The sequence below is a fragment of the Novosphingobium sp. SG919 genome (assembly GCF_012932495.1).
In the GTDB taxonomy this organism is placed as follows: domain Bacteria; phylum Pseudomonadota; class Alphaproteobacteria; order Sphingomonadales; family Sphingomonadaceae; genus Novosphingobium; species Novosphingobium rhizosphaerae.
The window spans coordinates 2,058,410-2,081,238 of record NZ_JABCNG010000001.1 but is presented as its reverse complement, the minus strand read 5'-3'; the positions used below and the strand labels follow the sequence as shown (position 1 = coordinate 2,081,238).

General features: G+C 66.3%; 17 protein-coding genes. 9 read left to right on the top strand and 8 right to left on the bottom strand.

What is annotated here, in order from left to right; genetic code table 11:
- The first annotated feature begins 115 nt into the window (after positions 1-115).
- Complete coding sequence (locus tag FHT19_RS09245; protein ID WP_169474685.1) at positions 116-799, top strand: TetR/AcrR family transcriptional regulator; 684 nt, start codon at positions 116-118, stop codon at positions 797-799.
- A gap of 56 nt (positions 800-855) precedes the next feature.
- On the opposite strand, the gene FHT19_RS09240 is transcribed toward FHT19_RS09245, so the two are convergent.
- A complete protein-coding gene (locus FHT19_RS09240) occupies positions 856-2,034 on the bottom strand; it encodes an MFS transporter (protein ID WP_169474684.1) in 1,179 nt (392 codons plus the stop codon).
- A 301-nt stretch (positions 2,035-2,335) separates the two neighbouring features.
- On the opposite strand from FHT19_RS09240, the gene FHT19_RS09235 reads away from it, so the two are divergent.
- The gene (locus FHT19_RS09235; RefSeq protein ID WP_169475023.1) at positions 2,336-2,893 is read left to right on the top strand and encodes a DNA-3-methyladenine glycosylase I; all 558 of its coding nucleotides are present in this window, start codon (positions 2,336-2,338) and stop codon (positions 2,891-2,893) included.
- Here FHT19_RS09235 and FHT19_RS09230 read toward each other — a convergent pair.
- On the bottom strand, positions 2,890-3,807 hold the full coding sequence (locus FHT19_RS09230; protein WP_169474683.1) for a LysR family transcriptional regulator ArgP: 918 nt from the start codon (positions 3,805-3,807) through the stop codon (positions 2,890-2,892). The two genes, FHT19_RS09235 and FHT19_RS09230, sit on opposite strands and share 4 nt — an antisense overlap.
- A gap of 75 nt (positions 3,808-3,882) precedes the next feature.
- On the opposite strand from FHT19_RS09230, the gene FHT19_RS09225 reads away from it, so the two are divergent.
- On the top strand, positions 3,883-4,503 hold the full coding sequence (locus tag FHT19_RS09225) for a LysE/ArgO family amino acid transporter (RefSeq protein WP_168555232.1): 621 nt from the start codon (positions 3,883-3,885) through the stop codon (positions 4,501-4,503).
- Positions 4,504-4,578: 75 nt separating this feature from the next.
- Here the strand turns inward: FHT19_RS09225 and FHT19_RS09220 are convergent, their stop codons facing one another.
- Positions 4,579-5,385 (bottom strand): SDR family oxidoreductase, encoded by an 807-nt coding sequence (locus FHT19_RS09220; RefSeq protein ID WP_348981747.1) that lies wholly within the window; start codon positions 5,383-5,385, stop codon positions 4,579-4,581.
- Positions 5,386-5,407: 22 nt separating this feature from the next.
- Positions 5,408-6,571 (bottom strand): HlyD family secretion protein, encoded by a 1,164-nt coding sequence (locus tag FHT19_RS09215; protein ID WP_248290349.1) that lies wholly within the window; start codon positions 6,569-6,571, stop codon positions 5,408-5,410.
- A gap of 106 nt (positions 6,572-6,677) precedes the next feature.
- Between FHT19_RS09215 and FHT19_RS09210 the strand changes: the two genes are divergently transcribed.
- The 5 genes from FHT19_RS09210 to FHT19_RS09190 all read left to right on the top strand — a co-directional run bounded on the left by FHT19_RS09210 (position 6,678) and on the right by FHT19_RS09190 (position 14,952).
- Entirely contained in the window at positions 6,678-8,276 is a 1,599-nt protein-coding gene (locus FHT19_RS09210) for a DHA2 family efflux MFS transporter permease subunit (RefSeq protein ID WP_248290348.1), read from the top strand.
- A 13-nt stretch (positions 8,277-8,289) separates the two neighbouring features.
- Complete coding sequence (locus FHT19_RS09205; protein WP_169474681.1) at positions 8,290-9,693, top strand: efflux transporter outer membrane subunit; 1,404 nt, start codon at positions 8,290-8,292, stop codon at positions 9,691-9,693.
- Positions 9,693-10,283 carry a TetR/AcrR family transcriptional regulator gene (locus FHT19_RS09200; RefSeq protein ID WP_169474680.1) on the top strand — a complete coding sequence of 197 codons (591 nt, stop codon included), beginning with the start codon at positions 9,693-9,695 and terminating at the stop codon, positions 10,281-10,283. Before FHT19_RS09205 ends, FHT19_RS09200 begins: the two co-directional genes overlap by 1 nt.
- A gap of 162 nt (positions 10,284-10,445) precedes the next feature.
- Positions 10,446-11,339, top strand: coding sequence for an ABC transporter ATP-binding protein (locus FHT19_RS09195; RefSeq protein ID WP_169474679.1), 894 nt, complete (start codon positions 10,446-10,448; stop codon positions 11,337-11,339).
- 19 nt (positions 11,340-11,358) lie between these two features.
- Positions 11,359-14,952 (top strand): ABC transporter permease subunit, encoded by a 3,594-nt coding sequence (locus FHT19_RS09190; RefSeq protein WP_169474678.1) that lies wholly within the window; start codon positions 11,359-11,361, stop codon positions 14,950-14,952.
- A gap of 13 nt (positions 14,953-14,965) precedes the next feature.
- On the opposite strand, the gene FHT19_RS09185 is transcribed toward FHT19_RS09190, so the two are convergent.
- The 3 genes from FHT19_RS09185 to FHT19_RS09175 all read right to left on the bottom strand — a co-directional run bounded on the left by FHT19_RS09185 (position 14,966) and on the right by FHT19_RS09175 (position 20,656).
- Positions 14,966-16,459 (bottom strand): aldehyde dehydrogenase family protein, encoded by a 1,494-nt coding sequence (locus tag FHT19_RS09185; protein WP_211184736.1) that lies wholly within the window; start codon positions 16,457-16,459, stop codon positions 14,966-14,968.
- Between the two features lie 101 nt (positions 16,460-16,560).
- On the bottom strand, positions 16,561-18,999 hold the full coding sequence (locus FHT19_RS09180) for a TonB-dependent receptor (protein WP_169474677.1): 2,439 nt from the start codon (positions 18,997-18,999) through the stop codon (positions 16,561-16,563).
- A 19-nt stretch (positions 19,000-19,018) separates the two neighbouring features.
- Positions 19,019-20,656: a GMC family oxidoreductase N-terminal domain-containing protein gene (locus FHT19_RS09175; RefSeq protein WP_248290347.1), complete on the bottom strand. Its 1,638-nt coding sequence runs from the start codon at positions 20,654-20,656 to the stop codon at positions 19,019-19,021.
- 262 nt (positions 20,657-20,918) lie between these two features.
- Between FHT19_RS09175 and FHT19_RS09170 the strand changes: the two genes are divergently transcribed.
- Positions 20,919-21,905: a LysR family transcriptional regulator gene (locus FHT19_RS09170; RefSeq protein ID WP_169474676.1), complete on the top strand. Its 987-nt coding sequence runs from the start codon at positions 20,919-20,921 to the stop codon at positions 21,903-21,905.
- Positions 21,906-21,912: 7 nt separating this feature from the next.
- Here the strand turns inward: FHT19_RS09170 and FHT19_RS09165 are convergent, their stop codons facing one another.
- Positions 21,913-22,788, bottom strand: coding sequence for an oxidoreductase (locus FHT19_RS09165; RefSeq protein ID WP_169474675.1), 876 nt, complete (start codon positions 22,786-22,788; stop codon positions 21,913-21,915).
- Between the last annotated feature and the right edge of the window lie 41 nt (positions 22,789-22,829).

Genomic DNA, 22,829 nt, shown 5'->3' with positions numbered 1-22,829 from the left:
GTAGCGGGCATGTCTGTGCCGGGAACCGGGCGCCAGGCATTGCCCATCGCGTTGCCGCGCCGGGGCGAAGGGAAGGTGTGGTGATGTCGGTCAGGCAATCTTCGGGGGCAGGCGCATGAGCTTCGATCTTGTCCCCGATCCCGATGTCCCTTGCGCGAGCGGCTGTGCGCCCAGGCAGGATCACGTCGCGCGCCAGAAACGCAGTGCTGCCTCGCTGGAACGGATGCTCGATGCCACCGACCGCCTGATGACGGACCATCAGAGCGAGGCGTTCACCTTGCTCGAAGTGTGCCGGATCGGTGGTGTTTCCGTCGGCTCGATCTATCTTCGCTTTCCGACCAAGGTCGATCTCATCCGCGCGGCCATGCAGCGTCGGCTGATTGTGGTCGAGCAGGAAGAAGCGGCGATGATGGCGCAACTCTGCCGGGATAGCGTGGATCTTGCCGGGTTTCTCTCGGCGTTCATCGAATCCTATTCCCAGGTCCTGCAGCGGCACGCCCGGATCTTGCGCCTGTGCATGGACCGGGCCGAACATGATCCCGTGATCAGCGCCATTGGCAAGGCCCAGGCCGAACGCGCCGCGCAGCGGGCGGTGCAAGCCCTGCTGGCGTATCGCGATCGCTTCGGTGGCAACCGGGCAGAGGAAAAGGCCGGCACGATCTATCGTGCGATTTATGCCGTGCTGTGCCGGCAACTGGGGCTGGGCAGCGCGCGCGAAGACCATCAGCCGCAGCAGTGGATGGTGTACAAGAAGGATCTGGCCCTGATGGCGCTTTCATTCCTGTCTTGCGCGCAATAATCGGGCACGGGTGCCGGGACGCTTACTTGCTTTCGCCAGCGCCCGTGCCCCCGCGATCAGGCGTTGCGGCGGGCTTTGACCGCAGCGATAACCCCCGCGGCGATTGCCGTCCCGCCCAACGCTGCAAACGCCCCACCGATCGAAAGGCCGGTCAACCGCACTATCGAGACGGCGAGAGGGCTGGTGAACTGGCCCAGGAAAAAGCAGGCGCTCCAAATGCCCATCACGCGCCCGCGGTGGTGCGAGGGCACATCCTTCATCGCCCACAACACGAGCGCGGGGATCAGAATGCCGGCCCCGAATTGCTGGATGGTGGCAAAGGTGGTCATGACCGGCACGCTGCCTGCAAGGCCGATGCCGATCATCCCTGCGCCGACAAAGGCGAGAAACGCCGCGACCTGCCCAGCCGCATTCAAGCGTTGCGACAGCGGCTTGAAGGCCAGCCCGCCCAGGAACACCCCGATATTGGCCAGCCCGACCAGCATGCCCATTTTGTCTGCAGCGCGCAGGCCGATCCCTTCGAAAGCGAGCCCGATCTGAACGATATAGACATAATAGAGCGAGGCCGAAAACAGCGTGACGGCGCCGAATGCGGCCGCGTGGCGGGCGGGGAAGGGCGCCGGCTTGGCGCCTTGTTCCTGGCGCTTGTGCGCGGGTTCGAACAGCCAGATCGCCATCGCAACGGCCATCGGCAGCGCGACGACGTATATCATGAACGACCAGTGCCAGTTCACCGCAGCCAGGGCACCCGAACCGATCAAAACCGAAACGCCGAACACCGGCCCGAACGCTGCTTGCGCGGTCAACCAATTCCGCCGCCCCGCTTCGGGATAGTAATCCGCGATCAGCGTGTTGGTGACGGTCAGGATCGCCGCCTCGCATATGCCCAGGGCCAGCCGGGTGGCAAAGATCGCGGTCAGGCTGTCGAGAAAGAACGGCGCAATCCCCAAAACCCCGTAGATCGCCGTGGCCCAGATCAGCAAGCTGCGACGGCCCAGGCGATCGGCACACCAGCCCATCAGCGGCGAGAACAGCGCGGTCATCAACCCGGGGGCGGTAACGGCAAGAGGCACGAGCGTGCTGGCGCCGGGCACCTGCGCGAAATGGGCAACCATCTGCGGCACCGCCGGCGTCAGCGCCACGATGGCCAGGATCGGCAGGAAACCCGCAAGGATGACGATGACGCCTTGCGCCACTCCGGCTGCGGGCGGTGGATTGGTTTCAGGCGCGGCCATGAACGCCGATCTCCTTATACGTTAGCGCTGGTGCTGGCGGTGGCGGGCAAAGGCCCATGGCATTCCTCTCTCCGCCGGCCCTGTCTGGCGCGGGACGGTGCTTGTTGATTGGCGCTATCTAATCATTGATAAGTTTGCAGGCAAGTGCCGACTTGGATCGCTGCCGTGCCAGGCTCTTGGGAGGCCACGAATGGCGGATCGCTTGACTGGCGCAATCAGGTGCGGCGGATTACAGTTGGCCGGCTGGTGGTCGATCCGGGCCACGACGGCGAAATGCATCTTGGAAGGTTTGCGCAGAAAAATGACCGCCCTTGCACGCTGCACCTGGGCCGATGGCGATCCGGTGATGGCCGCCTATCACGATACGGAGTGGGGCATCCCGCTGCACGAATCCCGCGCGCTGTGGGAAATGCTCATGCTTGAAGGCTTTCAGGCAGGCCTCTCGTGGCGCACGATCCTGCACCGACGCGAGGGATTCCGGCGGGCTTTCGAGGGTTTTGTGCCGGAGGTCGTGGCCGCATATGATGAGGCCAAGATCGCCGTGCTGATGCAGGATGCGGGCATCATTCGGGCGCGGGCCAAGATCGAGGCGACGATCGGCAACGCCCGCGCCTATCTGCGCATGGCTCAGCAGGGCGAGGATTTTGCGCAATTCGTTTGGTCCCACGTCAATGGCGTGCCGCGACTGGGCGATGGCTTGACGGTCCCGGCGAGCGATCCCACCTCGCTCGCGCTGTCCAAAGCGCTCAAGCAACGTGGCTTCAAGTTCGTGGGCGCGGTGACGGTCTACGCTTTCATGCAGGCCGTCGGCATGGTCAACGATCATGCCATCGATTGCCCGCAGCGGAATGCCTGCTAGGCCGGGGCGCCGGACCCGGCAGCATCTTCCAGCACGGTCCCGGCCGCATGCCGGACTGCTTCGGTCAATTTGCGAAGCGCTGCCGCATGCAGCCGGGCAACCGTCCAGTAGAGCGTGACACCGATCGGGGTGGACGGCACCAGTTCCACCAGCGTGCCTTGATCGAGGTGAGGGAGGGCGAGGACGGCTGGCTGCATGCCCCAGGCCAGGCCGCGCAGCGCCAGATCGAGGAACGCGCGGGTCGATGGGATCCAGTGCACCTGGTTGCCCACGGGCGCCCCGACATGGTCCATCGCCCAGCGCGCCTGCAAATCATCGCGCCGGTCAAAGCGCATCACCGGGGCATGCAGGAGCGCTTGTGCGGTCACGCCGGTGGGAAAATGGCGCGTGACGAAATCAGGGCTGGCGCAGGCAAGGTAGCGCAAGGCGCCCAAGCGGGTGGTGCGGCATCCCTGCACGGGTGCGCTTTCCGATGTGATCGCGGCCACAACATCCCCGCCGCGCAGACGATCGGCGGTGTGCGCCTCGTCATCCACGACGAGTTCGACCAGAAGGCCGGTTTCGCGGGAGAATCCGACGATGGCAGGGGCCATCCAACTGGCCAGACTATCCGAATTGACCGCGATCTTGAGCGTGACGGGCGGCGAGGCAGACGTCTGCGGGGCGCCCATGTCGGGGAGCAGGTCGGTTTCGAGCAGGCGCACGGCCTCGAAATGGGCACACAAACGTCGCCCGAGCGCGGTGGGCTGGCATGGCTGGCTACGCTGCACAAGGATCGCGCCCAGCCGTTCTTCCAGCGCCCGCACCCGCTGCGAAACGGCCGAAGGCGAGATGTGGAGCGCGGCGGCGGCGCGTTCGAACGTACCTTCGCGCACCACCGCCGCCACGACCGAGAGCGCCGCATAGTCGAGCATGTGATGAAGCATAGCTTCATTTGGATAAGGAGATCAAGTTTCTCTTAAGATTGAGACTTGGCCATAGCGCCTGCCATGAACAGCATCATCGCCACCTATTCCGCCGGCTTCGCGCTCTGCGCAGCCCTGATCGTTGCCATTGGAGCCCAGAATCTGTTTGTGCTGCGGCAGGGATTGCTGCGGCGCCACGTGCTTGCAGTGGTTGGTTTCTGCATTGCGGCCGATGCGTCGCTGATCGCCGTGGGCGTCAGCGGCGTTGCAGCCTTTCTCAAATCCATGCCGCAACTGACGCGCATTCTCTCGCTGGGCGGGGCGATGTTCCTGGGTTGGTACGGCCTTCTCGCCTTTCGCCGCATGGCGCAGGGCGAGGCGGTTTCGGTGGACGCGGGAAGCGCGCAGTCTCTGGGCAAGGTGTTGTCCACGCTTGCCGGGTTCACGTTCCTCAACCCGCACGTCTACCTCGACACGGTCTTGTTGATGGGTGCGGCAGGGGCGACCCATCCCGCTCCCCTGCGGCCATTCTTCATTGCCGGGGCGGCCTCGGCCAGTGCCTGCTGGTTTGCCCTGCTGGGCTATGGCGCGCGGCTGCTGGCGCCGCTTTTTGCCCGGCCCGCCGCATGGCGCGTGCTGGATGCCATTGTCGGCATGACCATGCTGGCCATGGCCGCGATGCTGGTCGTGACCGCCTTCCACTGACGGCACGGGATTGGCACGTTGGGCTACCGCGGCCGAAGGCGGCCTGCGCCCCCGTGCCGCGGCCTTGCGCCGTTTTTATACCGCCGCGCTTTCTGCGGATACGCGATAGCGCGGTGCCACATCGCGGCGGGAAAGTTCGGACGCCATGGCGAGCCGCGCTTCCTGCATCGCGTGCCACTTTGCCTCGTCGGCGAGCGGCGGAATGGTGACTGTCTCGCCACGATCGAAGCCCAGCAGCGCCGCATCGACAAGGTCGCTGGCGTCCATCACCCATTCGGCGGGGAAGGAATCGATGTCCTTGCCCGACCGCGCCCAGATTTCGGTACGGGTTGCCCCCGGCAGGACGGCCTGCACGCGGATTCCCTTGTCGGCAACTTCCTTCGCCAGGCCCTGGGTCAGGTTCAGGATGAAGGCCTTGGTTGCGCTATAGGTGCCGTCGAACATTTCCGGCGCGAGGGCGAGCACCGACGAAAGATTGATGATCCCGCCCGCACCGCGCGGGGCAAATGCCCGCACCGCTGCGCCGGCAAGCAGGGTTGGCGCGGTTACGTTGATGGCTATCAGGTGCTCGATCGTCACCGCGGGCGTGTCGATCAGCGTGCCTTCAAGCGAAATGCCGGCGTTGTTGACCAGCAATGTGAGCGTTTCGTCCGAGGCGATGCGCGCCTCGACCTTGGCGAGTTGCGATCGATCGCTCAGATCGGCGGGCAGCACGTCGACACGGGCGCCGGTTTCCGAACGCAGGCGCGCTGCCAGCGCTTCAAGCCGGGTGACGTCGCGCGCGACGAGGACGAGATCGTGGCCACGGCGGGCGAGGCGGTCGGCATAGATGGCGCCGATGCCGGTGGATGCGCCGGTGATGAGAGCTGTTCCGAGGGACATGGTCATTCTCCTGTAAAGCGAGTCAGTTGGACAGTCGGACTTTGGCGGTGACGGACAGGCCGGGCCGCAGCACCGGGCTGGCGGCTTGCCCGGGGTCGAAGCGGATGCGCACCGGCACCCGCTGGACGATCTTGGTGAAGTTGCCGGTGCCGGGTTCGAACGGCAGCAGCGAGAAACTGGAGCCGGTGCCCGGTGCAAAGCTTTCGACACGGCCGGAGAGCGCATGGTCGAGCGCGTCGACGCTGATCGTCGCGCGTTGCCCGGCCCGCATGTCGCGGGTCTGTGTTTCCTTGAAGTTCGCCGTCACATAAAGGGCGTTCATGGGCACCAGCGTGAGCAGACGCGATCCGGGCTGAACATAATCCCCAACGTGGACCTGGCGATTGCCCACCACGCCATCGACAGCGGCGCGGATGATCGTATGGGCTTGATCCTGACGCGCGAGATCGAGTGCGGCGATCGCGCGCTGTCGTGTTGCCTGCGCCTTTTCGAGCGCGGCGAGCAAGGTGGGGCGGCGTGCCGCTGTCACGCTCGCCTGCTGCCGCGACACGGCCAGCAGTGCCTTGGCACGGGCGGCCGCCTGCGCGCCGTCGATCGCCGTGGCACGATAGGTCTCGGCATCGCGGCGTGCGACAGCACCTGTGGCAACCAGGGCGTCATAGCGTTGGCGATCGGTTTCCGCGCGCTCAGCCTCGGCGGCGGTCGAACGGATCGTGGTGCGCGCCGCGGTAACCTGCGCTGCGGCCAACCGCTCTTCTGCGTCAAGGCTGACGAGCGCCGCGCGCGCTGCGGCGACATCGGCTTCCGCATCCGCCAGATCGGCACGCCCGCTCGCCGCCTTGGCATCGAATTCTTCCGAATCGATCCGCACGAGGGGATCACCGACGTGCACGACCTGGTTGTCGCGCACGAACACGGCGCCAACCAGGCCGCGAACTTTCGGCGCCACCGTGGTTGAATCGGCCGCGACATAAGCATCGTCGGTCGCTTCGACCGATGGACGCGCCATGATCCACAGGGCGCCGCCTGCCGCTGCCGCCAGCGCCAGTGCCGAAACCAGCAACGTGCGGCCGCCGGGCCCTCGGCGTTGCGCCTTCGCGGGCGCGCCGGCACTCTGCGCAGCTGGCGGCAAGCCTTCGCTTTGCCGCTGTCCTTCCGATTGTTCATCCATTGGCTTTGCGCTCACCGCGCGCCTCCTTGCAGAGATTGCTTGCGTATATGATGAACATCATATTGTATGACGTTCATCATATGTCGAGTCATATTTCGGCGATCGGAAAGGAAGCGGGTTCGTGGGATGGCTGATGGAGCTTGGTCAGGACTGGTCGGCAGACCCTTCGGCGATGCCGACGGCGCGCAAGTTCCTGATCTTTGGAGTGATGGCGTTCGGCCAGTTCATGGCGCTGTTCGATATCCAGATCGTGTCTGCCTCGCTCAGCGACGTGCAGGCAGGGCTCGCTGCCGGCCCGGATGAAGTGAGCTGGGTGCAGACAGCCTATCTGATGGCCGAACTCGTGATGATCCCGCTGTCGGGCTATCTTGCCGGGGCGATGTCGACCCGCTGGCTGTTTGTCATGTCGGCGGGGATGTTCACCTTCTCCAGCCTCATGTGCGGGCTGTCGTGGAACATGGAATCGATGATCGCCTTCCGCGCGCTGCAGGGGTTTACCGGCGGGGCGATGGTGCCGTTGGTCTTCGCGGTGGGGTTCACGATCTTCAGCGGCGCGCAACGGGCGCTGATCCCGGCCATCCTGGGCACCGTCAGCGTGCTGGCGCCAACGTTGGGGCCCAGTGCCGGCGGCGCGATCACCCAGGCGCTCGACTGGCGATGGCTGTTCTTCATCAACATCATCCCCGGCATCGTGGTGACATTGCTGGCCTGGCAGATTCTTCGCGTGGATCGGGCCAATCCATCGATGTTCGGCCGGATCGACTGGAGCCATTTTGTGGCGATGGCGGTGTTCCTTGCCGGCCTTGAATATGTGCTGGAGGAAGGACCACGCAAGGACTGGTTCGGCGATCCCACCATTGCCATCGCCGGCTGGTGCTCGGCCGTCGCTTTCGTCTTGTTTCTTGAGCGTTCCTTCCGGTCCGGCAATCCGCTGGTGCGGTTGCAGCCGTTCCGCCGGCCGACCTTCGCCTTCGCCTGCACGTTCAATTTCGTGATCGGCATCGGCATGTATTCGGCGATCTATCTGGTGCCGGTCTACTTGGCACGCATCCGCGGATACGATTCGCTGCAGATCGGCACCACGGTGTTCGTGGTGGGCGTGACGCAGCTGTTGAGCGTGGTCGTCAGCGCCTATCTCAGCCAGCGGGTCGACATGCGCTGGATGATCACGGTTGGCTTGTCGCTGTTCGCCGCAAGCCTGTGGCTCACGTCCAACATGACCAGCGCGTGGGGGTTCTGGGAGCTGTTTTTCCCGCAAGCCGTGCGTGGCCTTGCCCTGATGCTGTGCATCGTGCCCAGCGTGAGCATGGCGCTGTCGGGCTTCCAGCCAGCCGAACTGCGCTATGCCTCTGGCCTGTTCAACCTGATGCGCAATCTGGGCGGCGCCATCGGCATTGCCGTGGTCAATACCCTGCTGCGTGACCATGCCCGCATCGCGTCAAGCCGGATCGGCGAAGCGCTTGGCCATCAGCCCGGCGCGGCGTCGGACATGGTGGCGGGCATCGCGCGGCGCCTGGCGCAAGCCACCCCCGATCCGCACCAGGCCCTGGCGATGGCACAAGATCTGTTTGCCCAAATCGTTGGCCGCGAGGCGTTGACCATCGCTTTCAACGACGTCTTCCGGCTGCTCGCCTGGATGTTCATCGCCGCGCTGGTGATGGTGCCGTTCTGCCGCCCACCCACCAATGCCACGCCGCCGTCGCCCGATCTGGCGCACTGAGGAGTTCTTTGCCATGCGCCTTGCCGCTATCCTGCTTGCCGTCTCGGCCCTTTCTGGTTGCACCGCCGGCCGGGATTATGTTCCTCCCAAGATTGCCCTGTCCCCTGCCTATCATGCGCCTGTGCCCATCGCCGCGGCGGATGCGCAATGGTGGCGCCGTTTCGGCGATCCTGTGCTCGATTCCCTGATCGAGATGGCGCTGGCGCAAAATCTCGATGTGGCCGCCGCGGCCGCGCGGGTGAGCCAGGCGCACGCCGCCGTGCAGGAAAGTGGTGCGGCGCTGCTGCCCCAGGCAGGCCTTGCCGCCTCGGCCGAACGCACGCGCCAGTCGCTGCGCACGCCCGTTGGCGCGGTGTCCAGTCGCTTGGACCTGCCGCGCGACTATTCTCTGTATACCGTGGGCCCGCAGGCATCGTGGGAAATCGACCTGTTCGGCGGCTTGCGGCGCGGGCGCGAGGCGGCGCGGGCCGACTTTGCCGCCGCGGCGGCAAGCGAGGACGCCGTGCGCCTGAGCGTTGCTGCAGAAACGGCCGATGCCTATCTGCAGTTGCGTGGGTTGCAGGCCCGGTACGATGTCGTCTCGCACGAACTTTCGACCGAACGCCGGTTGGCCGACCTTCTGGGCCAACAGGCGGCGCAGGGCCTGGTTGCCGAACGCGAACACCAGCGGGTCTTGGGCGAAAGCGCTGGATTGGAGGCGACGCTGGCGCCGCTACGCGCGGCGATCGCCGGCCAGATCAACCGCCTCGACGTGTTGACCGGCCAGCAGGCCGGATCGGACCTGCTGCATGTGGCTGCGGCGAAGCCCGTGCCCGATGCGCCCGATCCCAGCGGCAGCGCGATCCCGGGTGAATTGATGCGCCGGCGCCCCGATCTGGTGGCAGCCGAACGGCATCTGGCCGCGAGCAGCGCCCGGACCGGGGCGGCCATGGCCGACTATTACCCGCGTCTGTCCCTCAACGGCCTGCTCGGCTTTGCCAGTATCGGCACCGGCGGCCTGTTTGCCGGCAATGCCCTGCAGGCGAGCGGCGGCGCGGCGCTGCGGTGGCGCCTGTTCGATTTCGGCCGTGTCGATGCGGAAGTGGCGCAGGCACGCGGCAAAGAGGCCGAGGCGCTGGCGCAGCTTCGCGGCTCGGTGCTCAAGGCGACCGAGGAGGTGGAAACCGCGATCACCCGCCTTGCCGAAACGCGGGCGGAAATCGCGTTGCGCCAGCAGCAGGTTGCATCGCTGACCCGTTCGCGCGATCAGGCGCGGCAGGGTTACGAGGGTGGCGCGCTGGCCTTGATCGACGTACTGGATGCCGACCGCGCGCTGTTGGATGCCGCCGACCACCTTGCGGAGGCACGCGCCCAGGCAGCGCGCGCATCCGTTTCGGCCGTTCGTGCGTTGGGCGGAGGATGGGAGCCACGAAGCTGATGAGCGAGACCATGACGCCCAAGGAGCGCACGCGCGCGCGCATCCTGGATGAAGCGGCAAAGGCGATGCGCGAAAAGGGTGCCGACGGGATCGGCGTTGCCGCGCTGATGAAGCGCGCAGGGCTGACGCATGGCGGCTTTTATGCGCATTTCGAAAACCGTGACGATCTGGTTGCCCATGCGGTGGACCGGATGTTTGGCGATAGCGATGCGATGGTAAGACGATATCTCACCGGGAACGAGCCGGCGAGGGGCCTGTCGTTGCTCATCGACTATTACCTTTCCGAGGAAGCGCGGCGGCGGACCGATGTGGGCTGCCCGATCCCCAGCCTGGGGGGTGAATCGAGCCGCATGCCGGAGGCCGCTCGCCAGCGTTTTGCCCAAGGCATCGCCGCGTTTCGCGCCGCGCTGGCAAAGGCCCTGGCCGGGCTTGGCGCGCCCGAACCGGACGTGCTGGCGGCCTCGGTCCTGGCCGAGATGGTCGGCGCCATGACCCTGGCCCGAACGCTGGACGACGAGACGGCATCGATTGCGTTGCGCGCTTCGCGAGAGCAGCTCAAGCGGCGGATCGGCTTGCCGACCGCGCTGTGATGATCGCGGGCTTGGTCTCGCAAAGCTCAAGGACGCACGATTGCGCGTGGCGTTGCGGCCCGAACCGCCCGTCAAAAGGCGTTCGTCGAGCCGCGTTTGCCATCGCGCTGCCTGCCGCCTAGCCTGCGCTCGTCCGACCATGGCAGCGAGGCACTTGAGAACATGCTCGAACTTCAGGGGGTTTCGCACGTCTATGGCAACGGCACCCGTGCGCTCGACGGCGTCACGCTGACAATTCCCAAGGGCATGTTCGGGCTGCTCGGCCCCAACGGCGCCGGCAAGTCTACCCTGATGCGCACGGTTGCCACGCTGCAGATCCCCAGCAGCGGGCGCATCACGTTCGACGGCATCGACGTGATCGCCGATCCCCAGGCGATCCGCAGCCAGCTTGGCTACCTGCCGCAGGACTTTGGCGTCTATCCGCGCGTAAGCGCCTATGATCTGCTCGACCACATGGCGGTGCTCAAGGGCATCGCCGGGCGCGGCGAACGGCGGGACACGGTCGAAACGCTGCTTGCGCAAGTCAATCTGTGGGATGTGCGGCGCAAGGCGGTGGCCGGCTATTCCGGCGGGATGCGTCAGCGCTTCGGCATTGCCCAGGCGCTGATCGGCAATCCTCGGCTCGTCATCGTCGATGAACCGACCGCCGGGCTCGATCCCGAAGAGCGCAATCGCTTCCTCAACCTCCTGGCCGAGATCGGCGAGAACGTGGTGGTGATCCTTTCGACCCATATCGTCGACGATGTCACCGACCTTTGCCCGCGCATGGCGATCCTGGGCCAGGGGCAGATACTGCTCGAAGGCGCGCCGGCCACGTTGATCGCTGCGCTGTCCGGCCAGGTGTGGGAACGCGCGATCGACCGGGCTGACCTCGCCGCGGTCAGTGCCGAACATCGCGTGATTTCCACCCGCCTGCGCGGCGGGCGCACGGTCGTGCACGTGATTGCCGAGACCACCCCTGGCGACGGCTTCGTGGCTGTTCCCGGTGGGCTCGAGGACGTCTATTTCTCCGCCCTGCTTGCTGCGCGCACCGCCGCGCCGGCCGTCGGCGCCTGAACCAGTAAGGGGCACCGCCATGCTCGGCCGCATCGCCGCCTTCGAGATCCGCTATCAGCTGCGCAGCCCGGTGTTCTGGGTGGTGTTTGCCCTGTTCTTCCTGCTGGCCTATGGCGCCATGGCATCGAGCCAGTTGACGATCGGCGGCACGCCCGACAACGCTTGGCAAAACGGCACGCTGTCGCTGGCGATGACCCAGGGCGTGATGACCATTTTCGCGCTGTTTGCGACGACGGCCTTTGTCGCGAACGTGATCGTCAGGGATGATGACAGCGGCTTTGGCCCCCTGGTCCGCGCCACGCCGGTGCGCAAGGCCGACTATCTGCTGGGCCGTTTCGCTGGCGCTTACCTGGTCTCTCTGCTGGTTTTCGCGGCGGTGCCATTGGGCAGCTTCGTGGGTTCGCTGATGCCCTGGCTGGACCCTGAAACGATCGGTCCCAACCGGATCGACGCCTATTTGCGGCCCTTTGTGATCGTGGCGATGCCCACGTTGCTGTTGTGCGCCGCGTTTTTCTTCGCGGTGGCGACGCTCACGCGCTCGATAATGGCGACGTATGTTGCAGTGGTTGCCAGCCTGCTGATCTGGGGCGTGACGCGCGGCATCCTGTCGAGCCATCCCGACCTGCGCACGCTGGCGGCGCTTACCGATCCGTTCGGCGTCGTCGCCATCTCGCTTGAAACCCGGTACTGGACCCTGGCCGAAATCAACACACGGCCTTTTCCGTTCTCCACGCTGTTTCTCGAAAACCGTGCGATCTGGCTGGCCGTGACGATCGCGGCGCTTGCCACGGCGTGGTGGCGTTTCAGCTTTACCGCGCCTGCCGCCAGCAAGCGCCAGTTGCGGCGCGAGGCGAAACGCGCGCGCAAGCTCGCCGTGGCGACGCCAAGCCGGGTCGCGCGCTTGCCCGATCCCGACCAGGCCCGCGCGCGCTGGCCGCGTCTGTTCGCACGCATCGCGTTCGAAGCGCGGATGATCCTGCGCAGTCCGGCCTTCCTGGTGCTGGTGGCGGTGGGGGCGATCAACGCGCTTGCCGCACTCAGCCTGAGCGACAGCCTCTATGGTAGCAAAAGCTACCCGGCGACTTTCCTGCAGATCACGGCGCTGCGCGGCGCGTTCACGCTCGGCCCGATCGTGATCGCCGCGTTCTATGCAGGCGAACTCGTCTGGCGCGATCGCGAGCGCCGGATCAGCGCGATCATCGATGCCAGCGCCTTGCCAAGCTGGGCCTTGCTGCTGCCCAAGGTGCTGGCGCTCGCACTGGTCATGGTGGTCACCGTGGCGCTGGGGGCCTTGGTCGGCATCGGCGTGCAATTGGCAAGCGGCTTCACGGCGATCGAACCTGGGCAGTATCTGTGGTGGTACCTTGTGCCGACGGCGATGGACATGGTGCTGCTCGCCGGCCTTGCCGTGTTCCTGCAGGTCGTTTCGCCCAGCAAGTATGTTGGCTGGGGCTTGCTGCTGGTGTGGTTCGTCTTCGGCATCGTGGCGTCGGCGATGCATTGGGACCATCCGCTCTACCAATACGCGTCGAGCGTGCCCAACCCGCTGACCGATATGAACGGTGCGCGGGTGGGCTGGGTGACCAACTGGTGGCTGCGCCTTTATTGGGGCTTTCTGCTCGTGGCGCTGATGGCCGCGGCGCACCTGCTGTGGCCACGCGGTGCCAACGATGGCGTCGGCGTGCGCAGCCGCCAGGCGCTGCGCCGGCTGCGTAGCCCGGCCGGGGTGCTGATCCTTGCCGCACTGGCAGGCATGGCCGCCACGGGGGCCTGGCTCTATTACCAGATGGACGTTCGCAACCACTACGAGAACGGTGCGCAGCAGGAGATCGACGCCGCCGATCTCGAAAAGCTCTACGCCCGCTATGAGCATGCGCCCGAACCGAGCGTCACGCATGTCACGCTCAAGGTCACGATCGATCCGGCGCAGCCGCGGATGGAAGCCGAAGGGACATATGCCCTGGTCAATGCCACCGGTGCGCCGCTCAGCACCGTGCACCTGATGCTGCCCCAGCACGACCGCGACGTGCTCGCACTGACGATCGACGGTGCCCGCGCCGCCCACGATGACGACCGCCGCCAGGTGCGCTTCTTCACGTTCGACCATCCGCTGCGCCCGGGGCAGACGACGCTGATGCATTTCAAGGTGCAGCGCTGGCAGCCGGGCCTCAATCCGCTGGGCGACGATACCCGCCTGCTTGCCAACGGCACGTTCCTCGATTCCACGCAGATCGCGCCCACGATCGGCATCCAGCGGGCGGCGATGTTGAGTGATCCGGTCAAGCGCCGCGAACATGGCCTGCCCGGTGAGCATCGCATGGCCAAGTTGGAAGATCAGGGCGCGCGGCATTTCAATTACCTGTCGAACGCCAGTTGGGTGACCAGCGACATCACGGTGACCACAGCGGCGGACCAGGTGCCGCTGGCGCCCGGTGACAAGGTTGCCGATACGGTGCAGGGCGGATGGCGCACCGCGCGCTTCGTCTCGCGCGTTCCGATCCTCAACTTCTGGTCGATCCAGTCTGCCCGCTATGGCGTGGATAAGCGCGATGCCGATGGCGTGCAAGTCTCGATCTATTTCGATCCGCGCCACGCCTATAACGTGGACCGGCTGCAGCGCGCCGCGCGCGTGGCGCTCGGGTACTATCGCCGCGAATTCGGCCCCTATCAGTTCGGCTATGCCCGCATCGTGGAATTTCCGGGCTATGCCAGCTTTGCCCAGGCCTTTGCCGGCACCATGCCGTTCTCGGAATCGATCGGTTTTCTGGGTGACTTCAGCGATCCCGACAAGATCGACTACGCCACCTATGTCGCTGCGCACGAGCTGTCGCACCAGTACTGGGGCCACCAGGAAATCAGCGCCGAGATGCAGGGCGGCACGATGATGGTGGAGACGCTGGCGCAGTATTCGGCGCTGATGGTCATGAAGCAGTTGTACGGGCCCGACAAGATCCGCCGCTTCCTGCGCTACGAGCTTGATCGCTACCTTGCCTCGCGCGGGCGCGAAGCGGTGGAGGAAGTGCCGCTGGCGCGGGTGGAGGACCAGCCCTACATCCACTATCGCAAAGGTGCCGTGGCGCTCTACCTGCTGCAGGATCGGCTGGGCGAAGCGCGGGTCAACGGCATGCTTCGGCAGATCCTCGCACGCTATCGCTTCCAGGGGCCACCTTATGCCACCTCGATGGACCTTGTGCGCGGCTTCCATGCGCTGGCCCGTACCGCGCAGGAACATGCGCTGGTGCACGACTTGCTGGAAACCATCACGGTGTGGGATTTCAAGGCCGATCGCGCCGTGACCCGCCGCCTGCCCGACGGGACCTGGCAGACTACGCTGACGCTGACGGCGAGCATGGCACGCGACGATGGCAAGGGGGCAAGCACGCCCACGCCGCTCAACCAGGATGTCGACGTCGGGCTGTTCGCCGCGCAGCCGGGCGAGGGTGCGTTTGGGGCGGCCGACGTCATTGCCATGGAACGGCATCGCCTGCGCGATGGTACCGCCACGATCGTGCTGACCAGTCGTCGCAAGCCGGCCTATGCCGGGGTCGATCCCTACAACACCTTTATCGATCGCAAGAGCGACGACAACGTGGTGGCCGTGACCGGCGGCTGAAGCGCAAACCGCGTTACAGCACCGAATGACCGGCCGGTGCTGCTGCAGCGGGAATGACCGCCTTGTATTCGGTAAAGCTGTCTAGCCCTTCCTTCCCGCCCTCGCGCCCGCAGCCAGACAGCTTGAAGCCGCCGAAGGGCAGGGCACTGTCGAAGCGAAAGGCGTTCTGGGTAAGGGTGCCGCTGCGCACGCCGCGCGCCACGCGGGAAAAAGCCGCCGGATCGTGGGTGAAGACCGTGCCGTAGATGCCATAGGGCGTGGCATTGGCCAGCGCGATCGCCTGATCGAGCGTGTCATAGCCCAAGACGGTGAGCACCGGGCCGAAGATTTCCTCGCGCGCGGCGATATTGGCGGGGCCGACATCGGTCAGCAGCGTGGGTTCGTAATAGGCGCCATCGGGCAGGTGGGCGGGGCGCGCGCCGCCGGTGGCCAACGTGGCACCTTCGGCGATCGCCTGGGCAACGAAGGCCTCGACCCGCTCGCGTTGGCGGACCATGGCCAGCGGGCCCATCTCGGCCGCGGCATCGCGCGGGTGGCCGATGCGCACGCGGCGCATTTCGTCCGCCGCCGCAGCGACGAAGGCCGCACGGTGGGCTTCGGGCACGATCGCGCGGCTCAGCACGGCGCAGATTTGCCCCGCCGACATGGTGATAGTGCGCGCGAGCGTGCGCGCCGCCGTCTCGATCGGGAAATCGTCGAGCACGATGGCAGCCGATTTGCCACCCAGCTCCGTCGTGCAGCGCGCCATGCGCGCGCCACAGACCGCGGCAATGTGCGTGCCGGCCGCGACGGAACCGGTGAAGCTCACTTTGTCGATGCCCGGATGGCGCACGAGGCCGTCGGACGCGGCGCGATCGGCAACGACGAGGTTGAGCACGCCTGGCGGCAGGCCGGCGTCTTGCGCGGCTTCGGCGATGATCCAGGCTTCGATCGGCGTTTCGGGCGCGGGCTTCATCACCAAGGTGCACCCGGCGAGCAGGGCCGGGGCGATCTTGCCCGCCATGATCCCGAACGGATTGTTCCACGGCGCGATCGCGGCAACGACGCCGACCGGCTCGCGCACCACCAGGGCTGTGCCCGGCGCATCGGCCAGGGCGCGCGTCTCGCTCCAGGCATAGCGGTCGGCCAAGTCGGCATAGCTGTCGAACCAGGCGACGCCACCGCCCACCACAAGCGGCGCGACCCCGGCAAGTGCGCCGATCTGCTCGATCCAGGCATTGGCGAGGTCAGGGATGCGCGCGCGCAGCAAATCGCCCATCCGCCGCAAGTACGCGGCCCGCTCTGCTGGGGAGAGGTGCGGCCAGGGGCCGTGATCGAAAGCGGCCCGTGCGGCGTCGACAGCGGCGGCGATATCGTCGGCATCGCCGCTTGCCAGCGTGGCAATCACCGCGCCCGTGGTGGGCGAGACCACGTGCGTCTGCTCCCGGCCGCTGGGCTCGCGCCACGCACCGTCGATAAACAGGTGATGGGGATGGCGCAGGTGCGGCAGGACGGGAGCATGGGGCATGTCGGGCATTCCTTGCGTATCGGAATCGAGGCTGGGAGATGACGCGAAACGCGGGCTGGAGGCCGGCGGTGTCGATACCCCGCCCGCGTCTCCCCGCCCGGTCAGAACGTGCGGCGCAAGGTCAGCGACCATTCGCGCGGCCGGCCCACGGCGCCGCTCGCAACGCCGTACGTGGCGTTGTAGCTGGTGCCGAGGTAATAGAACTTGTTGCCGAGGTTGGTGACGCCAAGGCTTGCCGACCAGGCCTTGCGGGCATCTTCGTAAGTCAGGCGGGCGTTGAACAGGCTGCGCCCGGCGACGAGATCGAGCGGCGTGTTGACCGCGTTGTAATAGAAGCTCGACTGGTAGGTCCAATCGAGGCGCGGGGTCAGCGTGCCCGCGCTGCCGAGGTCTGCCTGGTACTGGACCGAGCCGGACGCCTGCCACTTGTTGTTGAACGGGGCCTTCATGCTGCGGCTGATGCCGGTGTTGGCATTGACCGAGGCATACTGGAAGTCGAGATAGCCGACGTTGCCATCGATCGTCAGGCCGCGCACCGGGCGCAAGGTGGCTTCCAGTTCGACACCCTTGACGTGGGCATTGCCGGCATTGCCGATCGCCGCGCACGGAAATGGATCGGTGAAGGCCGGGCAGACCTGCAACTGGATCTGCATATTCTTGTAATCGTTATAGAACACAGCGCCGTTAAGGCGCAGCGCACGACCCAGCAGATCCGACTTGAAGCCCGCTTCGTAGGTCGTCAGCGTTTCTGGGTTGAAGGGCTGCACCTGGCTGGCGAAATAGGGGCGGGGATTGATGCCGCCGCCCTTGTAGCCGGTTGAGACCTGGGCATAGGTCATCAATTCCGGGCTCCAGCGGTAGTTGACGCCGATACGATAGTCGACCCGCTCGCCGCGGAAGGTGGAGCTAGCCCCGTCGAGGCCGAGCAGCAGGATGTTGAGCGGGAAATTGGCCGGGGAAATTGCGCTGCCGTCGGGATTGCGGCGACCGAATGTGTAGGTCTTGCGGTCATTGGTATAGCGCAGGCCGCCAATCACCGTCAGGTCTGCGATCGGGTGCAGTTCGAGATGCCCGAACACCGACTTGCTGACGTTGCTGACGGGATCGTCGGTGCGGAAGTCGAAGGCCACGTTGGGGATCTGCGCCCGCCCGGTGAGATGGTCGCGCGCATCGTAATAGTAGCCGCCCAGCGTCAGGTCGGCGAGGCTGCCGAACTTGGCCGAGAGGCGCAGTTCCTGGGTGAACTGACGGTGTTCATAACCGAATTCCTGGAGCAGGATCGCCAGTGGAGAGCCATCAAGATCGATGCCGCTGGTGCCCTTGGCCGAGCGGTAGCCGGTGATCGACTTGATCGAGAGTGCGTCGGACAGCGCATAGTCGATCGTGCCCACCGCGCCCCAGCTTTTCACCGCGCTTTTGGGGCTGGTGGAAAAACCGCCCGGCGCAACCTGGAGGTTGGGAAACAGGGTGAAGGGGTACACCTTGGGCAGGCCGGAGGTGTAATTGCCGCCGCTCGTATAGTTCGCGTACGAGGTGTAGCAATGGGCGCAGGTTATAAAGCGGCTGTCGAACGGCACGCCGCCCGCCGGATCGCCGGCGACATAGCTGCGCACGCCAGGGTTGTTCGCATAGACCAGCTTGGTCGCGACTTGCTCGGAATCGTTCTGCGCCACGTCGGCGACGAGGTTGACCTCGAGCTTCGAGCCGGCGGGGGCAATGCGCAGCGCGGCGCGCAGGGCTTTGACATCAATGCCACCTTCAGTGCCGTTGCGGCAATCGTTGTTGCCGGTGGTCGGGGCGATGCCGCTACCGGGATTGACGCAGCCGTAGTCGAGCAACTGCATGTAGCCATCGGTGTGCTTCGACACGCCCGATAGGCGAACATAGACGCCGTCGGTGATCGGGATGTTGGCGCTGGCGCGCAAATCTACGCGGTTGAAGCGGCCATAGGTGCCTTCGACGAAGCCGCCTGCATCGGCATTGGGCTTGGCCGAGAACAGCTTGATCGCACCGCCCAGCGAATTCTTGCCGGCGAGCGTGCCCTGGGGGCCGCGCAACACCTCGACCCGGTCGAGGTCGGTCAGGTCCATCACCGCGCCGTAGGTCGTGCCATAATAGATGTCGTCGATGTAGATGCCCACGCCAGGTTCGAGCGCAAAGCTGGAATCGCCCTGGCCGACGCCGCGGATGAACGCAGCGACGGCGCTGCCGTTAAGCCCGGTCGAACTGGAAAGATTGACGTTGGGTGCCGTGGCGCCAAGGTCGGTGATGCTGAGCTGCCCCTTGGCGGCGAGCGTGCTGGCGCTGATCGCGGTGATCGCGATCGGTGTATCCTGCACCTTCTGCCCACGGAACTGCGCGGTGACGACGATTTCCTCGATCGCCGGGCTGCGTTCGGCCTCGGCCGGGCTGGCCTGCGTGGGCGTGGCGGCGGTGTCCTGCGCGAAAGCCGGCGCGGCCGTGAGTGCAAACGCGCTGCCGGCGGCAAGCCAGGCGGCGCGGGCAACGCGCCGTTGCGCAATTGCGGTACGATCAGTCATGGTTCTTCTCTCCCCGTTGTTATGAAGCGCGGGCCATGCCAGCCTGGCGGATGGCCTTGAGGACGTGGTCGGCGCCCTTGTCGCCGATCATCATCGCAGTCGCGTTGGTATTGCCGACCGGCAGCGTCGGCATGACCGAGCAATCGGCCACCCACAGCCCTGCCACCCCGTGTACCGCGAGGTCGGGATCGACCACAGCGGCCGCGTCGCTGCCCATTCTGCAGGTGCCGACCGGGTGGTAGAGCGGGATGGCGTTGTCGCGCAGATGCGCCCGCAGCGCTGGGCCGGATACCGCTCGGCCAGGGGCAAGCTCGGCCTCCACCAGGTCTGCCAAGGGCGGTTGCGCGGCGATGTCGCGGGCGATTTCAATGCCGCGAGCCAGCCGCTCAAGATCGGCGTCGCTGCCCAGCAGGCGATGTTGCACCAGCGGGGGGGCATCAGGATCGGCAGACCGCAACTCCACGCGCCCGCGCCCTTCCGGGCGGGCAAGGCAAACCGTGACGCTTACCGCCGGGCGCTTGAGCAGGACCGCCCTCCCGTTGGGCCCGAAGGTGAACGCCATCGCCGTCAACGAGATCTGCACATCGGGAATGTCTGCCTCTGCCGAAGTGCGCGCAAAGGCGTTGGCGTGGCACATCGATGTGGTCAGCGCGCCGCGCCGACGCAGCAGGAACGACAGCCCTTCGCCAAGGGCGCGCCATCCCCGTGTATCGCTGTTGATCGACCGGCTGCGGGTGGCGAGCACGACGTGCGCGCCGACGTGCTCCTGCAGGTTGGCGCCGACGTCGGGGCTGTCTGCGTGGCAGGCAATGCCGTGGCGGGCAAGGTCGGCGGCCGGGCCGATGCCCGAGAGCATGAGCAGGCGCGGTGTGTTCAGCGTGCCGGCCGACAGCACCACGCCCAGGCGCGCGGGCAGCACCTGCTCGACACCCTCGTGCCGCACCAGGACGCCGGTGGCGCGGCCAGCGGTGATGATCACCTTGAGGACGTCGATCCCCGTCACCACGCGCAGCCGGCTGGTGTCGATCGCGCCGCGCAGATAGCCGCGCGCCGCGCTGCATCGCAGCCCGCCGTGCTGGGTGGCCTCGGAGTGGAACGCACCCTCGCCAGAAAGGCGCCCGTTCTGCTCGGGATTGCGCGGGATGCCGACCGCGCCAGCCGCCGCAATGAAAGCATCGACCACCGGATACGACATGCGATTGCGCGCCACCGTGATCGGGCCGGAATCGCCGCGCCAGGCGTCGCCACCGGCCTCGGCCCGTTCCATGCGCCGGAAATAGGGCACGACATCGTCAAAGCCCCACCCGGTTGCGCCGCGCTCGGCCCAGCCGTCATAGTCACGGCGATGGCCGCGCACGTAGATCATGCCGTTGATCGCGCTGCCACCGCCCAGGCGCCGCGCCGCAGGCCACAGGTAGCGCCGCCCGCCCAGGCTGGTATCGGGTTCGGCCGCAATGCTGCGGTCGAAAGCCGGGTTGTTGACCACCGCGAACGTCAGCGCGGGAACATAGCTGCGCAGCGTCACGTCGCTTTTCCCGGCCTCGAGCAGCAAGGTCGCCACCCCGGCCTCGGCGAGCCGCGCGGCCATGGCGCAGCCGGCGGATCCTCCGCCAACGACGATGACCTCGGCTTCGGCCGCCATGCGCGCCAGGTTCATGCGCGCGTTTCCAAGGCGAGGGGCTTTGCGGCCCAACGCGATCGCGGCCCGGCCTGCGGAACGGCAAGGCGATTGGCGTGCGTGGACTGTCCTGGGGTCGCGTCCAACTTCCTTCTCCCATGTGGCCGGCAGCCTCTGGCGGGCCGCGCGATCTGTGGGGCAAGGATAGGCTTGCGCAGACGACGCAAAGAATTGCGAAAATACCGTGCAGGTGCTAGGATAAAACCTAGCACCTGCGAAAGATGGCGGGGCGGGGAGAGGCATGAAGACCCATCTGACCTTGCGCCAACTCGAGATATTTCTGGCTGTCGCCCGGCTGGGCAGCTTTCGCGCGGCTGGGGCGATGCTCAACCTCGCGCCGGTCGTGGTGGGCGAGCATGTGCGGGCGCTGGAAGCCAGGCTGGGCGGGCCGCTTTTCCTGCGGCGCCCGGGCATGGTGCCGACGTTGACGCCCTTGGGCGAGCAGATCGTCATCCGCGCCGAAGACGTCTTGCTGGCCATCGCGCGGCTTGAGGATGACGCGCGTTCGCATGTCCAGGCCGGGGAAAGCGTCTGGCATGTGTGCATCGCGCCTTATGCGCTGCGCCATCTTGCGCACCGGGTGGGGGAATTGCGGCGCCGCTTTCCCGAATGCCAGATCGTGTTGCATTCAACCGACCTGACCGCGTCCCAGACCATGGCCGACGTGCGCAGCGGCACGCTCGACCTTGCCATCGTGATTGCCGACCAACTTGCCGAGCCAGACGAGGGGTTGGGCTTTGCCGAGCTTGGCGCTGGCCAGGCCGTCACCGCGGCAGGCGTGATCGACGAGCCGCTGGCGATGTTCGTCGCCCACGATCACCCGCTGGCCGGGCGCCCGGCGATCACGCGAGAGGACCTGATGGCCTGGCCGCTGGCTGGCCTGTCGCCGCCACACCCGCTGCGCCAGGTGGTCAATGCCGCGCTGCACCGGGCGGGGCTGCAAGCGATGCGGTACGATGTCGAAACCGATGATTACAACGCGATCCTTGCCAGCGTCGTGGGCGATGGCGCTGTCGCCTGCCTGTTTGCGGAGGCGCGGGCGCTCGACGCGATCACGCATCGCCTGGAGATGCTTGACCTGGCCTTCAACCTGCCATCGCCGCAGGCCCTGCTGGTCCTGACCTCACGCGCCCGTGCCGATCGCCGGCTGCAGATCGCGGCAGACTTCCTTGCCAACCATTACCGCGCCGATGCCACTGCGGCGCGGCGCGCCTTGGCGGTCGTCTGACCGGCTTTCAACGCGGCGCCGCACCGATCGCATCGAGCTGCGCTTGCACCGGCGTGGGCAGGTTCAGTTCGGCCGCTGCCAGGTTTTCATGAAGATGGGCCGTGCGCGACGTGCCGGGAATCAGCAGGATGTTGGGTGAGCGGGCCAGCAACCAGGCCAGCGCAACCTGCATGGGGGTGGCGCCAAGATCGCCCGCGAGGGCGGACAGGGCGTCAGACTGGATCGGGCTGAAACCACCCAAGGGAAAGAACGGGACATAGGCGATGCCCCGGGCTGCCAATTCATCGATCAGCGCATCATCGCCACGGTGAACCAGGTTGTAATGGTTCTGCACGCAGGCGACCGGGGCGATGGCCTGCGCTTGCGCCACCTGTGCGGGCGTGGCGTTGCTCAGGCCCAGATGCGCGATCAGGCCCTGGTCCTGCAGACTGGCCAGCGCCGAGAATTGTTGTTCCACCGACCCTTCGCTGGGCGCATGGACATCGCCCATCAGACGCAGGTTGACCACGTCCAGCCGCTCCAGCCCCAGGTTGCGCAAATTGTCATGTACCGCCTGGGTAAGCTGGGCGGGGCTTTGCGTGGGCAGCCACGATGCATCGTCCCCGCGCACGGCGCCCACTTTGGTCACGATCGTCAGGTCGGAGCCATAGGGGTGCAAGGCTTCGCTCAGGATCTGGTTGGTGATGTGCGGGCCGTAGAAATCGCTGGTGTCGATATGGTTGACGCCGGCGGCCACGGCGGCGCGCACCACGGCCACCGCTTCCTGGCGGTCGCGCGGCGGACCGAACACGCCGGGCCCGGCAAGCTGCATCGCGCCATAGCCCATCCTGTTTACGATGCGGGTGCCCAAACGAAAGCTTCCGGCCTTGGCTGCAACGGTCATGGCAAATCTCCTCTAGCGATGGCGAGGATATAGACCTGGCG

What these genes read in the sequence shown, in the direction of transcription:
- FHT19_RS09220 (WP_348981747.1), bottom strand. Translation starts at nt 5,385, where the DNA reads ATGTCCCTCGGAACAGCTCTCATCACCGGCGCATCCACCGGCATCGGC.
- FHT19_RS09185 (WP_211184736.1), bottom strand. Translation starts at nt 16,459, where the DNA reads ATGCCCCATGCTCCCGTCCTGCCGCACCTGCGCCATCCCCATCACCTG.
- FHT19_RS09190 (WP_169474678.1), top strand. Translation starts at nt 11,359, where the DNA reads ATGCTCGGCCGCATCGCCGCCTTCGAGATCCGCTATCAGCTGCGCAGC.
- FHT19_RS09195 (WP_169474679.1), top strand. Translation starts at nt 10,446, where the DNA reads ATGCTCGAACTTCAGGGGGTTTCGCACGTCTATGGCAACGGCACCCGT.
- FHT19_RS09205 (WP_169474681.1), top strand. Translation starts at nt 8,290, where the DNA reads ATGCGCCTTGCCGCTATCCTGCTTGCCGTCTCGGCCCTTTCTGGTTGC.
- FHT19_RS09225 (WP_168555232.1), top strand. Translation starts at nt 3,883, where the DNA reads ATGAACAGCATCATCGCCACCTATTCCGCCGGCTTCGCGCTCTGCGCA.
- FHT19_RS09175 (WP_248290347.1), bottom strand. Translation starts at nt 20,656, where the DNA reads ATGAACCTGGCGCGCATGGCGGCCGAAGCCGAGGTCATCGTCGTTGGC.
- FHT19_RS09245 (WP_169474685.1), top strand. Translation starts at nt 116, where the DNA reads ATGAGCTTCGATCTTGTCCCCGATCCCGATGTCCCTTGCGCGAGCGGC.
- FHT19_RS09170 (WP_169474676.1), top strand. Translation starts at nt 20,919, where the DNA reads ATGAAGACCCATCTGACCTTGCGCCAACTCGAGATATTTCTGGCTGTC.
- FHT19_RS09180 (WP_169474677.1), bottom strand. Translation starts at nt 18,999, where the DNA reads ATGACTGATCGTACCGCAATTGCGCAACGGCGCGTTGCCCGCGCCGCC.
- FHT19_RS09240 (WP_169474684.1), bottom strand. Translation starts at nt 2,034, where the DNA reads ATGGCCGCGCCTGAAACCAATCCACCGCCCGCAGCCGGAGTGGCGCAA.
- FHT19_RS09235 (WP_169475023.1), top strand. Translation starts at nt 2,336, where the DNA reads ATGACCGCCCTTGCACGCTGCACCTGGGCCGATGGCGATCCGGTGATG.
- FHT19_RS09230 (WP_169474683.1), bottom strand. Translation starts at nt 3,807, where the DNA reads ATGCTCGACTATGCGGCGCTCTCGGTCGTGGCGGCGGTGGTGCGCGAA.
- FHT19_RS09165 (WP_169474675.1), bottom strand. Translation starts at nt 22,788, where the DNA reads ATGACCGTTGCAGCCAAGGCCGGAAGCTTTCGTTTGGGCACCCGCATC.
- FHT19_RS09200 (WP_169474680.1), top strand. Translation starts at nt 9,693, where the DNA reads ATGAGCGAGACCATGACGCCCAAGGAGCGCACGCGCGCGCGCATCCTG.